At 43.2% G+C, this 14,340-nt stretch carries 12 protein-coding genes and 1 tRNA gene; 4 read left to right on the forward strand and 9 right to left on the reverse strand.

The features are described 5' to 3' along the window. Positions 1–496 precede the first annotated feature (496 nt). A complete protein-coding gene (locus tag POW22_RS04660) occupies positions 497–1,318 on the forward strand; it encodes a dolichyl-phosphate beta-glucosyltransferase (RefSeq protein ID WP_272831460.1) in 822 nt (273 codons plus the stop codon). On the opposite strand, the gene POW22_RS04665 is transcribed toward POW22_RS04660, so the two are convergent. The 7 genes from POW22_RS04665 to POW22_RS04695 all read right to left on the reverse strand — a co-directional run bounded on the left by POW22_RS04665 (position 1,319) and on the right by POW22_RS04695 (position 9,875). Then, positions 1,319–2,419 carry a DUF4407 domain-containing protein gene (locus POW22_RS04665; RefSeq protein ID WP_272831461.1) on the reverse strand — a complete coding sequence of 367 codons (1,101 nt, stop codon included), beginning with the start codon at positions 2,417–2,419 and terminating at the stop codon, positions 1,319–1,321. A gap of 139 nt (positions 2,420–2,558) precedes the next feature. Further along, complete coding sequence (locus POW22_RS04670) at positions 2,559–4,478, reverse strand: M56 family metallopeptidase (RefSeq protein WP_272831462.1); 1,920 nt, start codon at positions 4,476–4,478, stop codon at positions 2,559–2,561. Positions 4,479–4,480: 2 nt separating this feature from the next. Further along, a complete protein-coding gene (locus tag POW22_RS04675; protein ID WP_272831463.1) occupies positions 4,481–4,846 on the reverse strand; it encodes a BlaI/MecI/CopY family transcriptional regulator in 366 nt (121 codons plus the stop codon). Positions 4,847–4,948: 102 nt separating this feature from the next. Next, positions 4,949–6,712 (reverse strand): tetratricopeptide repeat protein, encoded by a 1,764-nt coding sequence (locus POW22_RS04680; RefSeq protein WP_272831464.1) that lies wholly within the window; start codon positions 6,710–6,712, stop codon positions 4,949–4,951. Between the two features lie 75 nt (positions 6,713–6,787). Next, complete coding sequence (locus POW22_RS04685; RefSeq protein WP_272831465.1) at positions 6,788–7,915, reverse strand: DoxX family protein; 1,128 nt, start codon at positions 7,913–7,915, stop codon at positions 6,788–6,790. Between the two features lie 135 nt (positions 7,916–8,050). After that, entirely contained in the window at positions 8,051–8,464 is a 414-nt protein-coding gene (locus tag POW22_RS04690; RefSeq protein ID WP_272831466.1) for a hypothetical protein, read from the reverse strand. A gap of 19 nt (positions 8,465–8,483) precedes the next feature. Further along, positions 8,484–9,875, reverse strand: coding sequence for a dipeptidase (locus POW22_RS04695; protein WP_272831467.1), 1,392 nt, complete (start codon positions 9,873–9,875; stop codon positions 8,484–8,486). A gap of 71 nt (positions 9,876–9,946) precedes the next feature. Between POW22_RS04695 and POW22_RS04700 the strand changes: the two genes are divergently transcribed. Together POW22_RS04700 and POW22_RS04705 are read left to right on the forward strand one after the other, a co-directional pair. Then, a complete protein-coding gene (locus POW22_RS04700; protein ID WP_272831468.1) occupies positions 9,947–10,447 on the forward strand; it encodes a hypothetical protein in 501 nt (166 codons plus the stop codon). Positions 10,448–10,504: 57 nt separating this feature from the next. Further along, a tRNA-Leu gene (locus POW22_RS04705) sits at positions 10,505–10,586 on the forward strand. 295 nt (positions 10,587–10,881) lie between these two features. On the opposite strand, the gene POW22_RS04710 is transcribed toward POW22_RS04705, so the two are convergent. Both POW22_RS04710 and POW22_RS04715 read right to left on the reverse strand, forming a co-directional pair. Then, entirely contained in the window at positions 10,882–11,907 is a 1,026-nt protein-coding gene (locus POW22_RS04710; RefSeq protein ID WP_272831469.1) for a hypothetical protein, read from the reverse strand. After that, entirely contained in the window at positions 11,908–13,356 is a 1,449-nt protein-coding gene (locus POW22_RS04715) for an MBOAT family O-acyltransferase (RefSeq protein WP_272831470.1), read from the reverse strand. It lies immediately after the preceding gene. Positions 13,357–13,732: 376 nt separating this feature from the next. Between POW22_RS04715 and POW22_RS04720 the strand changes: the two genes are divergently transcribed. Next, positions 13,733–14,290: a hypothetical protein gene (locus tag POW22_RS04720; RefSeq protein ID WP_272831471.1), complete on the forward strand. Its 558-nt coding sequence runs from the start codon at positions 13,733–13,735 to the stop codon at positions 14,288–14,290. Positions 14,291–14,340: the final 50 nt, after the last annotated feature.

Genomic DNA, 14,340 nt, shown 5'->3' on the forward strand with positions numbered 1-14,340 from the left:
CCTAAAAGCTAGTCTTCAGATCCCAGGACGCCTATTGAGCATCTACCTATCTTACAATAACTTGAACTTTGCTTCTGCTAAGCAAGCTGTTCAACTAGACTGGAATGTTAACGCTCAAGCTCCAGCCTTGACAGAGATTAGCATCGCTGCCTAGTTATAAGAGACGTTTTTGTTTTTCAAAGAAAGCATCGGCCTGCAACTGCATAAGTTTGCGGGCCTTTTTCTTTTACCATTTGTACTTCTGCACGGCTAAACACATAAATCTAAATACCCTCAGAATAAGAACTGCTAACAGATAAGGATTGGTCTTAAGCCTAAGTATCTTCAAAAGGATTTCAAAGCTTTTCATCTTAGCTTCAACTTTCGGTGAATGGTTTATCTGTCGATGAATGGTATTCGTCTACAGCAAACTGGTGCTGACCGAAAACCCCCGTAAAAAGCCGCTTCGCTGGGATATGTTTGTATGAAATAAAAACAAAAACAAATCTCTACTACGATGAAAACTGGAATTATTATCCCTTGCTACAACGAAGCCGATAGAATCAACCAAATTGCCTTTTTAAACTTTGTAAAGGAAAATGAAGGATACCATCTTTGTTTTGTTAATGATGGCAGTTCTGATGAGACTATCACCGTTTTAAACCGACTTAAGCGCAACGCTGACAACCGTATTTCTGTTGTTGACATTAAGCGCAATGGTGGAAAAGCTGCCGCAGTAAGAGCAGGAGCTCGTTACTTGCACACACGCTCAGATATTGAGTTTGTAGGCTTTATGGACGCAGACCTATCCACTGACTTTGAAGATTTCAAAGCTTTAGTGGATAGGCTTAAAAGCCAGAAAGAGTTGGTTAGCGTATTCGGATCAAGAAATCTAGGAGGAGGAAACATCCAACGTAAAGAAGATCGTGGCATCATGTCTAAGATCGTTGGGATGTGTATCCGTTTCATCTTGAGATTACCTATCAAAGACACCCAATGTGGTGCTAAAGTATTCCACCGCGACATTATTCCTGTGATCTACAGCAAGCCTTTCGTGAGTCGTTGGTTGTTTGACGTGGAGATCTTCTTGCGCTTGAAGAAGCACTTCGGAGCAAAACACGTCATGAACCATATCCATGAGCAGCCCCTAATGCGATGGATTCACGAAGAGGGTTCTAAGCTTGATTTAAAAGCTAGCCTTCAGATCCCAGGACGCCTATTGAGCATCTACCTATCTTACAACAACTTGAACTTTGCTTCTGCTAAGCAAGCTGTTCAACTAGACTGGAACGTTAACGCTCAAGCTCCAGCCCTAACAGAGATCAGCATCGCTGCCTAGTTATAAGAGACGTTTTTGTTTTTCAAAGAAAGCATCGGCCTGCAACTGCATAAGTTCGCGGGCCTTTTTTCTTTTGTAATCGTAGGCTTCTTGTTCTTCTGCAATATCTTCATAAACTCGGTTATTGAGCTGCAGATCTGTATCCACTAAAATGTTGCGTTGTTGTTTTTGCTGTGCTGCCCAAGATGCAATGGCTCCTTCTTGTTCCTCTAATTTATGGTCATAAGGACCTCTTGGAGAAAGTAGCTTTGCAAAAATTGGAGACGTTTCTACCGCCAAAAAGAGTAAAAAGATAAAGAATGATGGCAGCCAAGGTAATTTGTCCAAAGCATTCACTCGGGCCATCAAGCCGTCAAAACCTTCAATGACCGGCTGGGTTTCCACCACCTTATCGTCGTACTGCGTTTGGAGTTCGGTAATCTCAGTTTCCAGATCGGCTATTTTTGCCGCATTGGCTGTTCTGAGTGCGGTCAAAGCGGCTAGTTCTGCATCGTGTTTATCACGTTTTTCTTGATAGACAGGACCTTTACCAACCAGTTCTGTACCTGCGCGCCCTTCAGCCTCTGCAATATAGGTCTCATAAAGCGCATTCACGCTGGTCTCTTTGTCCACAACTTCTTGCTTAAGGCCTTCAATTTGCCCGTTGAGTTCGGCAATTTTAGGCTGATACTGCAAGGCAATCTGATCCTGATTGTCCAAGGTCATTTGGTTCTTTTCCTCCAACAAGACCTGATTGATCTCCTTTTCAAAGATCTTCAGCTCCAAAGGTTTGGCAATAACAATAGCAATAATAACCGCTAATAGAAGTCTCGGAGTGGCTTGCACCAGTTCGTCCCAAAACTTCCCGCGTTTCTTAATAGTAGAGACAATAAATCGATCCAAATTAAAGATCAGTAATCCCCAAACCAGCCCAAAGGCAATAGCAACAGGATAGCTGTCAAAAACTGTGAATAGGGCGTAGGTGGCCGCAATGGCAGCCATAACAGCCGTAAAGAATACCGTGGCGCCGATCCCGGCATACTTGGTGCGTTCTCCGGGAGAACATTGGTCGAGGATATCGGTATCCGCTCCCGAGCAGAAGATGAAAAAAGATTGTAACATGATTGATGAATTAATGTTTTCGGATTCAGTACAGTGCTGCTTCCGAGATTATTAGAACGCGATTTACCCCTATTTGTTACATAATAAAGCATTAAAAAGCCCCGAATTGTCGGGGCTTTCATTCATCTGTGGGTATGCTTTACTGTTTCATCAGTACTTTAGGCGGATTATTATCTACCTTTTCCACATCGATATAGTTGATCTTATCTGCTTTGACAAGTTCTAAAGCTTGGCTTGAGCTGATCTTTTTGCCGTCTAGATAGAAGGTGGCTCCTTGATCGATCAGATCCTTGATGGCCTCAATGGGTTCCTTTGGTGGTGGCGGTGGTGGCGGCGTTAAAGAATCTGGATCTTCAACCACTTCAATGATGATCACTTCTTCATCCGGATCACCTCCGTTGATATAAGCTTTGCGCTTCACCTTGGTTTGTACGTTTTCAACCTCAATGATCTCTTCAAGTTCTTCTTCAACTTCTTCAACTTCGTCTTTTTCAACGATCACGTATTGGACATTCTGAGCATCTCTAATTTCAATTTCAACCTCTTCCACAACAGGTGCTGGTGGCGCTGGTGGTGGCGGTGGAGGAGGTGGTGGATTGAGGCCATAAGGGAATTTACTCGGATCGGCCTTGTAGAGGTCAGTCTCTTTAAAGATATCATTGAGTTTATTGATGAAATCCTTGTTTGGGTTTTTGATCATGAGTTCTAAATCAACGCGATTAAAATCTGATTGACTCCAGTCTTTAGTAGCTTCATTGACCACAGCTTTGAACTGCTTCAATGAAGTTTTCACGCCGTTGACGTAAACGCTCTTGCCTTGAATACTGATCTGTAATTCCTTGTCACCGTTTACGGCTTGATCAATAAGAAACTCTTTCATTTCTTCAGGAATAAACCCAATACCCTTTTGATCTTGCCAGTAAGAATTGGACATGACATCAACTTGAACGTAGTGCTTTCCATAGTTCACTGCATTCTTGGCCAATTTACTTTCTGTAAAGTAGGGAAGATCGTCTGGGTGGTATTCAAAGATCTCCTTGTTGGCCACGCGTTTGCCGTCTATCCAAAGACCGTATTGATCGCTGTCTTGCCAGCGCTCAAAATCGTCTAAGGTTGGGTGCTTAACAGGCAGATAGGCTTCTTTGGTTGTCTTTTGAGACTGATCGGCGATTTCCTCTACAGGGATTTTCTCTTCAATCAGCACCTCATTGGTACTGCTAAAGCTGTACAGCAAGACCGCCAATAAAGGGAGCAGCAATAGGCCTTTGGCCCATTGGGTCTTTTTTGATGATGAATTTTTCATGAGTGTGAATCGTTTTTTGATAGATGAATAATTAATGGCACTGGCCAACTCCGGACAGGTCCGAGGATTTAAATAGGCCAGTAAAGTATTTTGATATTGACTCTTGGGCACGCCCGTCTTTAAAACGGCTTGGTCTGCCAAGAATTCGTGATTGAGCAAAATGCTGTGCTTTATAAAGTAGACCAGTGGATTGAACCAAAAGACCACTTGCATCAGTTCCGCAAGCAACACATCTACACTGTGAAGTTGTTCCGCATGAGCTTGTTCATGCAACAGGACTTCTTCTGGAATGGCCTGCGCTGTAAAACGTTTTTTGTTGACAAAGATGTATTGCAAAAAGGTGTGTGGTTGCACCGGACGTCCTAATAAAACAAAGAAGAGTGGTTTTTTGGCAGACTTGGGATGCGCCCAAATACTGCGGATCAGTTTGCTGAGGTTCCATAAAAATCGCATTGCAAAAAGTCCAAAGCCAATCCAATAAACGGTCCATAAAATCTTGCTGTAGTTCAGACTTTGCCAAAAGGATTGCTGTGCAAGCTCGGCGCCATTTTCTCCGCGGACCATATAGATGACGGCTTCTCCATCCACTAAGACATAAGAGGTAAAGGTGATCAAAGGAATGATGGCTCCAAGTACCAATCCGCCTAACAAATACCAACGTTTTAGATGATGCATGCTTTCACGCTCTAAGACCAATTTGTAAAAGCCGTAGAGAATCGCCCAGCAGGCTGCCGTTTTCAATGCGTAGAATTCCATGACTATTTATTTTTGATTTCGCGATCGATCAATTTTCTCAAAGACTCCAATTCCTCTTTGCTGAGGTCTGTTTCCTTGGCGAAAAAAGAAGCGAATTGAGCCGCAGAATTATCAAAGAAATTCTGGATCATGCCTTTCATTTGCTTGGAAAAGTAAGACTGCTTTTCTACCAAAGGATAGTACTGTCTAGCGCGTCCTTCTTGGGTGTAATCCACAAAACCTTTATCACGCATACGCTTCAATAAGGTGGCAATGGTGGTTTGTGCCGGCTTGGGATCTGGATAGGCAGCAATGAGATCATTCATATAGGCCTTTTCTTGTTCCCACAAGAGGTGCATGAGTTGTTCTTCTGATTTTGATAAGGACATGGTCACTAGAATATTTATTCTCTACAAATGTAGAATAATATTTTAATTCTACAACTGTAGAAAGAAAAATTTAACAAGAAATATGTTTTTAAAAGGGTTCGATCAGCTCTTTAAGCCGACTTTTTTCAGGAATGTATCCCAACGCGGATCTTGGTGTAAGCCATTGAGCAATGGCTCGGAGATCATTTCTACCATCCCAAAATCTTGGGATTCATAGGCGTTCTCCAGCCATGCAAAAGCCAGATCAGTAGCGCCCCAGTAGGCGTAGGTTTGTGCAATTTGATAGTCGGCATAACCTTCATATTGCTCAATAAAAGCGTCCAAGGCTTGTTGGGCTTGCGCCTTTTTGCCCTGCCTGTACAGCAGTAAGGTATTGAAATGCTCTTGCCAAAGCGTATCTGATTCTTTTGCTATGGCTTCCTGCGCTTTATCGGCCTCGCCCAGCATAAGGTAATTTAGGCCAATGCTGTATTGGGCGGCGTAGATGTCGGGTTCAATGGTCAAAGCTTTATTATGGGCCGCAATTGCCAACTCATATTGTTGATTGTAATAATAGGAGTTCCCCAAATTATACCAATTATCAATATTCACAGGGTCTAGCTCTGCCGATCTTTTATTGTAGGCTACAGCGCTATCCGTATTGCCCAAAACAATAGCTAAAGAAGCGGCTTGGTCAAAAACTACATCATTGTTGGGTTCCAGCATGAGGGCTTTTTGATTGTATTCACTGGCCTTTTGAAAGTCCCAATCGTACTGCCAAGCAATATCGGCAAGTGTCGTGAAGACCAGAGCGTTCTCAGGGTCCAATTCTAAGGCCGTATTCACTGCTTCTTTGATCTTGGGGTAGCCTTCTTCAAACGCAATAAAGCGCGAAGAGGTCTGCAAATCATAGATCTTGGCCAGCAGTACCCAGGCTGGAGCGTATAAAGCGTCAATCGCAATGGATTGTTCGACCAAAGTTTTGGCTTTTTCAAAATTCTCGGCCAAGAGATTGGGGTTTTGATACCAGTGTTTCCCCTCTAAATACAGGGCGTAGGCCCGTGGATCTGTCTGGTTCTTATTTCCCAATAATGGTGCATTGAACTGCAACTTTAAATTGTTTACCACCGCCATGGTGATCGAGTTTTGAACCTCAAAGATGTTCTCCAGCTTTTTGTTCCAAGTTTGGGACCAAATACCTTGATCGGCTCTACTATCAATAAGCTGAATTGTAATTCTAATAATACTGTCTGCAACCCTTACGGAACCCTCAACAATATAATTTACTCCTAACTGCTCGGCAAGCGTAGGAATGTCTATGGCCTTATTTTTAAATGAGAAGGCCGAGGTTCTTGAGGTCACCTTTAGTTCAGGAAGCCGAGTGAGCGAACTCAGCAGTTCTTCCGCCAAACCGTCGGCAAAGTATTCTTGATCCTTATTGGGCGAGAGGTCTGTAAAAGGGAGCACAACAATGGAGTTTTCAGGTATTTCGGATTGCGCAAGGGCTTCAATCTCTACTTGCTGCTGTTTTTGAAGCCGGAATCGGTCCACAAAGAGCAGGATCACCGCCAAACTCAAAAAGGAAATGATGAGGATGTTGAGTTTCTTTCCGGTGATCTTGGTTTCTGATGCTTCCTCGGGAACCTCACTGGTTTTTTTGATTCCTTCTGAGGTAAACTCGTAATACCAAGAGATCAAGATCCAAACGGGGAAAAAGATCAAAAGCACCACAAACAGCGTTTTCCCGATCCAATCCGGAGCGTCTAAAATGTCAGAAAGTAAAGCTGCAACTTGCAAGATGACCCAAGAGATCACCAAATAGGAGATGCAAGCTTTTATGACATTACGTCGCTGTAATTCTTGAAAAAAGCGATTTATTCGGTTCACCGCGAGTTAGTTGGTACTCAAAGATAACCAATAGTTTGAGACTGCTGCGTGAGAAAAGGAGTGCGAACCCCTTGTCTATCTATTATTCGGCGTCTCATTGATCCAATGGAAACCGCGATTGATGAGTCTGATCTGAGAAAGATCTCTGGCTCGCAATCGAATTTGCAGACTGTCTTGATCCAAGACACCTTTTAAGATGAGTTGAATGGAGTCGGTTTGGGTAATGGTAAAATTTGATTCCGTTAGCGTATCAGATCTTGAACGCATGGTCAAAGATTGACCGGTCGAATCCACAATAAAATTAAAGCGCTTGGTGCTGTCATTCATCATTTTAACCGCTGCATAACCCTTACGATCGATCACCAAATAGCGCCAACGGTCAGATCGGGTGATTAGTGGAGCAATGGTGTCACCGTTCTTTAAAAACTCTTCAGCTTCCCAAATTCCATAGTATTGCGGTTTGGGGCGTTTGTCACCAAAACTGTGTTCTGCATTATAGCCTTGATAGCCCATCAATGCAAAGAGTATGGCTATCCCAGCAACTTTAAACCACATTATCACGGTATGGTAGACTGGGTCTTTAGTGGGTTTATAATATTCAACAGCCTCAGTGGGTTTGTTTTTGATGAACACATGACTGAAGCGTTTCCAATCCGCAACAAAGATCAGCAAGCCAAAAAGCATCAAATGAGCAGAGAATAGCTTTACGGGGATGTCGTAGAACATATTCATCATAAAGATCTGCAGCATGACTCCAAAGACCACAATACCTCCAAGAGCTTGAGTGCGTTTAGGAATCAATAGCAAACCGCCCAAGACTTCCATAAAACCAGTAAACATATTGAAGCCCTCACTTTGCGCCATATAGGTCCATGCGAGCCCCATGGGAGACATATCGCCTATGGGTTGTAAGAGTCTGAGTAGAGAAGGTCCTGCAAACTGCGACTTGTAGATCTTGGCAAAGCCGTAGGTGAACATGAAGAATACCAAAAAGATCCGCAAGATCACGGTATACCAATAGAATGCGGCATTGTAGGAGCGCCTTTTTCGATCTAGAACAGACCACAGGACTGTACCTAAGACCACTAAAATCAATTGAGTAAAAAGGCCGGCATAGGCCATGGTGGTGTCACCGCTTCCCGTAGCGAAGAATTCATAGCGGCCTTCTATGCCCAGCACATCACGGCCAAGCCATACAGTCAATGGTTTGAACAGTCTACTGCCGCCAAACATCATTAGAATGTACAGCCAGCTGTAGAGCGCTACAAAGCGGAAAGCCCATTTCTGGGTCTGGGACCACTCACTATGGGGTTGGAAAGTAAAAAGCACTAAAAGAGATTATTTTACACGTACGCCACCAGTACTTATAGTTGCTTCGGAATCATCTTCAGGTAGGGTAAAGGTCAAGGTCTTCCAAGCGGTACCTTCCAGGCCGATTAGTTTATATTCTCCACGCATCTTAGCTATGCTGAATGAGAACTCTGAAAGTTCATCTGGGTTACTCGCTGTTTGACGGTCTCCCTTCATTCCGAATTGATCCACAGTAACTGAAAGTCCACGTCTTGGGCTTTCAAAACTTAAGGTCTCCCAAGCACATCCGGAACGGCAAGCCATAACGATCTGTTTACCGTCTTTGGCAATGGTTAGGTTAAAGGTCTTTTTTTGACTGGTGTCTCCCAACTGTGCGCTGGCAGTAAGCCCAGTGAATACGGTTAAAAGAAAAGCGATTACATAGGTTTTATTGAATTGCATAATCGTTGATTTTATGAGGTTAATTGTTGTGATTTTGTGCGTAATAATGATAGAACTGCGGAATGGTCTCAATGCCTTTTAAGTAGTTCCAGATCCCAAAATGTTCATTCGGAGAGTGAATGGCATCGCTGTCCAAACCAAAGCCCATCAAGATGGTCTTGCTTTTAAGTTCTTCTTCAAAGAGAGATACAATAGGGATACTACCTCCGCTGCGTTGCGGAATTGGTGTCTTTCCAAAGGTAGCTTTATAGGCCTTTTCAGCGGCTTTATAGCCTGGAAAGTCAATTGGCGTCACATAACCTTGGCCTCCGTGATGTGGCTTCACCTCCACACGAACACCCGCAGGAGCAATGGCCTCAAAATGCTTTTTGAACAGCTCCGTGATCTCTTGCCAGTCTTGATTAGGAACCAAACGCATGGAGATCTTGGCATATGCCTTAGAGGCAATTACCGTTTTGGCGCCTTCACCCGTATATCCACCCCAAATACCGTTAACGTCTAAGGTTGGACGGATGGAGTTGCGTTCGTTGGTGGAATAGCCTGCTTCTCCGTAAACCGAATCGATGTCCAAGGCATCTTGATAAGCTTCTAGATCAAAAGGAGCCTCGGCCATTTTTGCGCGCTCTGCGGCAGAGAGTTCTTCTACCTTATCGTAAAAACCTGGAATAGTAATGTGATTGTTCTCATCGTGCAATGAGGCAATCATCTTGGTCAAAACGTTGATCGGGTTGGCAACAGCGCCTCCGTAAAGTCCGGAGTGCAGATCGCGATTAGGCCCGGTCACTTCCACCTCTACATAACTCAATCCGCGGAGCCCTGTGGTAATGGAAGGAATATCGTTAGCGATCATTCCGGTATCACTGATCAAAATTACATCGTTGGCCAGTTTTTGCTGATTGCGTTTTACAAACCAACCTAAACTTTCACTGCCCACTTCTTCTTCACCTTCTATCATAAACTTGACATTGCAAGGCAATTGATCGGTTTTGGTCATGTATTCCAAAGCCTTTACGTGCATATACATTTGACCTTTGTCATCACAGGCGCCGCGAGCAAATATGGCACCTTCAGGGTGTAATTCTGTATTCTTGATCACGGGCTCAAAAGGTGGGCTGTCCCATAAGTCCAGAGGATCTGGTGGTTGTACATCGTAATGTCCGTAAACCAGAACCGTGGGTAAGGCTGGGTCAATGATCTTTTCTCCAAAAACGATCGGGTAACCTGGCGTCTCGCAGATCTCTACAGTTTCACAACCTGCTTCTAAAAGGCGCTGCTCAATGACCTTAGCTGTAGCGATGACATCTTCCTCATAGGCAGAATCTGCGCTGATGGAAGGAATCTTTAAAAGGTCAATGAGTTCCGAAAGGAATCGGTCTTTATTTTGTTCTATATAGTCTTTGGCACTTTTCATCTCAATTTTTTAAGGCTCACTAAGGTATCAAAAAATGCATTAAATTCAGCCTTCCATTTGATAAGCGAACTATGACCGATCATATAACTAAGGATTCAGAATTTTTTGAGCGAGTGCTTCCTTTTCTGGAGCAGGTAGGCATTCCTGTTCAATTAGAGTCTTTTGAGTTCGAATCTTTTTTGCCAGGCGTAGGATTGCATAAGGGGCAACTTTGGATTGACCTTGCTCAACTCACTGCTCCAGGGGATGTCTTACATGAAGCGGGACATTACGCGGTTACTCAGACTGACAAGCGGGCTCAAGTCGATCAGCAGGTTTTAAAAGACAACGACCAGTTGGAAGGAGAAGAGATGGCTGCCATGCTTTGGAGCTATGCCGTAGCTGTGCATTTGGAGCTTCCGCCATCAATGGTTTTTCATCAGAAAGGGTATAAAGGACAGGCAGATTGGATCCTGCAGCGTTATGCTGAGGGTGATTTTTTTGGTCTTCCTTTGCTGCAATTTTTTGGGATGGCATATTATCCCGATGAAGGCCCGTCATTCCCCAAAATGAAGCAGTGGTTGCGCGCTTAGAAAAAATTAAATAAGTCCTTTTGGATTTACCAATATTAATTATATTTGCAGCCCTAAGCGGATGTGATGGAACTGGTAGACATGCTAGACTTAGGATCTAGTGCCGCAAGGCGTGGGGGTTCGACTCCCTTCATCCGCACTTCAAAAAGCCCACAGCGAAAGCTGAGGGCTTTTTTCGTTTGCTGAAGGTGTCGAACCGCTTGCGCGGCAGTCACGCTCCTCAAATAGTTGCCTTAAATCAATGTTTTAGAAGTATCACTTCCAACGCGACAGGCCCACCCCTCACTATTGATGTCCACAGGACATCATTTTTTCGTTCGGGGGCACCCGCACTTCAAAAAGCCCACAGCGAAAGCTGAGGGCTTTTTTCGTTTAAGCGTTTGAGAGTTATCCTTCTGGTTTGTTTAGTGAGTGCTTTTGAGCTAAAGCCGGTATTACTTCTTGTAGATGGAGTCCATGATCTGCTTTGCAACATGTGGACGGTAGTGGGCGCTCTCGTAGTAGTTGCGGTAATCTTGGGTGATCTCATTGATTCCTGAGAAATCAAATACCGAATCCGTTCCGAAGGTCTCATTCAGAAAGGCTAAATCCTCTGGATTGAATTTCTTTTGATCATAAGCCGGGCTGATCACAATGCGAAGTTTTGTGTTCTGTTTTTCAACAATAGCGGCAATTTCATTGAGCATTCGCTTTTGATTCTCCTTAATGCTCGGTTTCAAATAGGTCTGCTTTGAGTCGCGGTCATAGAATACAGCCAAGCGCTCTGGCGTGTAGTATTCGCCTTTTTCAATGAGCTCTTCATAGTGCTCAAAGCGAATTTCATTGGTCAATGGGTCGTAGTTGCGTTTTCGGTCATCCAAAAGATTGCCTTTGCGCATATAAGGCTTGATCTCGTCAGTGATCTTATAATCCATAAAGGCGTACAAGAACTTTGGGTTTAAAAAGGCAGTGAAGAACTCCTTGTGGAATTCAAATTGGTTGTTGTTGTCTACCAAAGCTGGAGATATAACACCTAAGTGACCAGATTTAGGTTGATCTTGAATTAAAGTATCAAAGTCAAGGATCAACAGTATATTATCTATCTCATTGCCTTGCTCATCAATGAAAAGCACCTTTTTATGCAAGGCCCATAGCGACTCTCCAGAGGCGTCAAAGTGAAAGCATTTGGCATCAGGAGATAAATGCGGTTTCCAATCGGCTACTTCATAAAAAATAGAACGCGAGCTTCCCAGAATAAAACTGTCGTATTGCTCGTCAGGATTGTTTTTGATAAAGGTTGATGTAGACAGAAAATCTCGATTCAAATTAACCACATCCTTAGAAGCGCTGTCGTAGAAGCTATCGTACTCATAAAGGACCTTAAAGGGATCGTAGTACAAATAGATGCCGCCAAAGATCAGAACCGGAATCAATCCTATCACAGAAAACCTCAATATTTTACCAATGAACTTTTTAATCATCTAGAACTGGAAATAAATGAATTGTTGTTCTTTTCCGCTGAACCAAAAAATAGCAATGATAATGGCGTAGTAAAATGCATAGCGCAAAGAGCGCTTCCATTTTAGCCCCAGATCTGCAATGGCGAATTCACTTTCACGTCCTAACCATTCAACAAAGAGCAGAACTCCAATTAGTAGGAGCGTGGTTAGGCCTTTCCCCATTCCTAAGAACCAAGGGAGTTCAAAGAGTGAGCTTGAAAATATACCAGAGATATAACTAATGGCGTGTCCAATATTCTCAGCCCTAAAGAAGATCCAAGCCAATACGGTCAAACCAAAGGTTAGTAACATGAGGCCGAGTTCTTTGATAGTAGGTAAATATTTGCCTTTAGCAACAATCTCCATATTGTTCCTATTGTTGTTGGTCAACAGTAGCGGAAGAAAGTAAAATGCGTTCAAAGCACCCCAAACAATAAAGGTCCAATTGGCCCCGTGCCAAAAGCCACTAACAATGAAAATGATAAAGGTGTTTCTCACTTTCATGGCAGTGCCTCCACGGCTTCCACCTAGCGGGATGTAGAGATAATCTCTAAACCAGGTAGATAATGAAATGTGCCAGCGGCGCCAGAATTCTGCAATATCCCGAGAGAAATAAGGGAACGCAAAATTGCGCATCAGGTTAAATCCAAAGAGGCGAGAAGTACCAATAGCGATGTCTGAATAGCCAGAAAAATCACCGTAAATCTGGAAGGTAAAGAACAGCGCCCCAAGTACTAAGGTGCTACCGTTCATGTCTGCAGAGTTATTGAATATTTGATTTGCAAACTCTGCACAGTTGTCTGCTATCACAACTTTTTTGAACAAGCCCCAAAGGATTTGACGCATGCCGTCAACCGCTTTGGTATAGTCAAAACTTCGTTTGTTGTAAAATTGTGGCAACAGGTTGGTAGCGCGCTCAATCGGGCCCGCGACCAGCTGTGGAAAGAAGCTTACAAAGGCCGCAAATGCTACAATATCTTCCGTTGGTTCCAATTTGCGTTTATAGACATCTATGGTGTAACTCAAAGTTTGGAAGGTGTAAAAACTAATTCCAACGGGAAGGATGATATTCAACGAACTGGCCGATATCTCCATTCCAAAGAAGGAGAAGGCGGACACAAAATTATCGAGGAAAAAATTGTAGTATTTAAAAAAGCCTAAGAACCCCAAATTGACTAAAATACTGGTCCAAAGAAGCACTTTTCGCTTACCTTTGTTTTCCTCGGTTTTTAGCCTGCGACCCACTAAGTAATCGACCATCGTACTGAATACAATCAGCGAAAGAAAGCGCCAGTCCCACCATCCGTAGAAAACATAACTCGCAACAACAATTAGAAAGTTTTGACTTCTCAAATTGTTGTTCAGCACGTACCAATAGAGCAAGAACACTATCGGTAAGAATATCGCAAAGTCTAAAGAGTTAAAAAGCATTTATTCCTTCATTTGGTTTGCAACGGCTTTTAAACCGTACCAGCTTCCATTTTTTTCAATGCGCTGCAAAGGTATTAATTCTGACTGATGTATTGCTTTTAGAAAGCCTCAGTTTACAATTCAAAAAGCTTGCGCTAAAACAACCGATCAATCACATGGGTGGTCTTTGGAATTCAAGCCGCCGACCGCAGACTGAATAATGGCGTGTAATTAATTCACCGTAGCACTTTATCAAATTCAATTAGTTATTGTAAATCAGTTATTTACAAAATAATTGCTCGGTTTAAATAGTATATAAATCGGAGGATTTTGTTGTGTGCGCGGTCAAACTTCTGCCAGAAATTTGCAGTGTATTTAATTGTTAATACACACACTTATGAAGAACACCAAATTCTATCCGAGTATTTGGCAGACCTTTCCAAACAGTTTGGACCTGGCTGCCCATTGGGAGTCGCAAGCTAAGCGCACCCTTAATTTAAGTTTGACACAAAATGAGGCTGATTCGCTAAAAGTGGCTGAGATGTCTCTAAATATAAACGGTTTTGCACTGGTCGATACTAACGGCAAGACCACAAATATTGAATCTTTTACCCAGCAGACCTGTTTAAAGTTAAAAGGACAGCAGACCGGGCTTTATATAAAAACACGCGAGGCTGTTTCCTTGCCAGAGGCGGAATATACCAAGGTGCGTTTTTACTTAAAAGCTTGGGACAACTCCTTTATCTTGAACGACTACACTAAAAAAGAGGTCTTTGATACGCCTTATCTAGATTTTGATATCGTGGGTGGGTATCGTGTAAGGCAGACCCATCCTGCAGAGCTTCGTTTCCAGTTCAGTTTTTCAGCCTATAGTTTTCTGGGGATTACACGCTGGTTAAAACACCGAATTTTAGGAAAGGTAAAGCCAAAAATGGCCTACCGTTTTGCCCATTAGGGATCATTTTACACTTAAAGCGAAGAAGCAGCCTCCGGGCTGCTTTTTTT

Origin of the sequence: Gilvibacter sediminis (assembly GCF_028561565.1) — a bacterium.
In the GTDB taxonomy this organism is placed as follows: Bacteria; Bacteroidota; Bacteroidia; order Flavobacteriales; family Flavobacteriaceae; genus Gilvibacter; species Gilvibacter sediminis.

What these genes read in the sequence shown, in the direction of transcription:
- POW22_RS04710 (WP_272831469.1), bottom strand. Translation starts at nt 11,907, where the DNA reads ATGATTAAAAAGTTCATTGGTAAAATATTGAGGTTTTCTGTGATAGGA.
- POW22_RS04700 (WP_272831468.1), top strand. Translation starts at nt 9,947, where the DNA reads ATGACCGATCATATAACTAAGGATTCAGAATTTTTTGAGCGAGTGCTT.
- POW22_RS04665 (WP_272831461.1), bottom strand. Translation starts at nt 2,419, where the DNA reads ATGTTACAATCTTTTTTCATCTTCTGCTCGGGAGCGGATACCGATATC.
- POW22_RS04690 (WP_272831466.1), bottom strand. Translation starts at nt 8,464, where the DNA reads ATGCAATTCAATAAAACCTATGTAATCGCTTTTCTTTTAACCGTATTC.
- POW22_RS04695 (WP_272831467.1), bottom strand. Translation starts at nt 9,875, where the DNA reads ATGAAAAGTGCCAAAGACTATATAGAACAAAATAAAGACCGATTCCTT.
- POW22_RS04670 (WP_272831462.1), bottom strand. Translation starts at nt 4,478, where the DNA reads ATGGAATTCTACGCATTGAAAACGGCAGCCTGCTGGGCGATTCTCTAC.
- POW22_RS04675 (WP_272831463.1), bottom strand. Translation starts at nt 4,846, where the DNA reads ATGTCCTTATCAAAATCAGAAGAACAACTCATGCACCTCTTGTGGGAA.
- POW22_RS04660 (WP_272831460.1), top strand. Translation starts at nt 497, where the DNA reads ATGAAAACTGGAATTATTATCCCTTGCTACAACGAAGCCGATAGAATC.
- POW22_RS04720 (WP_272831471.1), top strand. Translation starts at nt 13,733, where the DNA reads ATGAAGAACACCAAATTCTATCCGAGTATTTGGCAGACCTTTCCAAAC.
- POW22_RS04715 (WP_272831470.1), bottom strand. Translation starts at nt 13,356, where the DNA reads ATGCTTTTTAACTCTTTAGACTTTGCGATATTCTTACCGATAGTGTTC.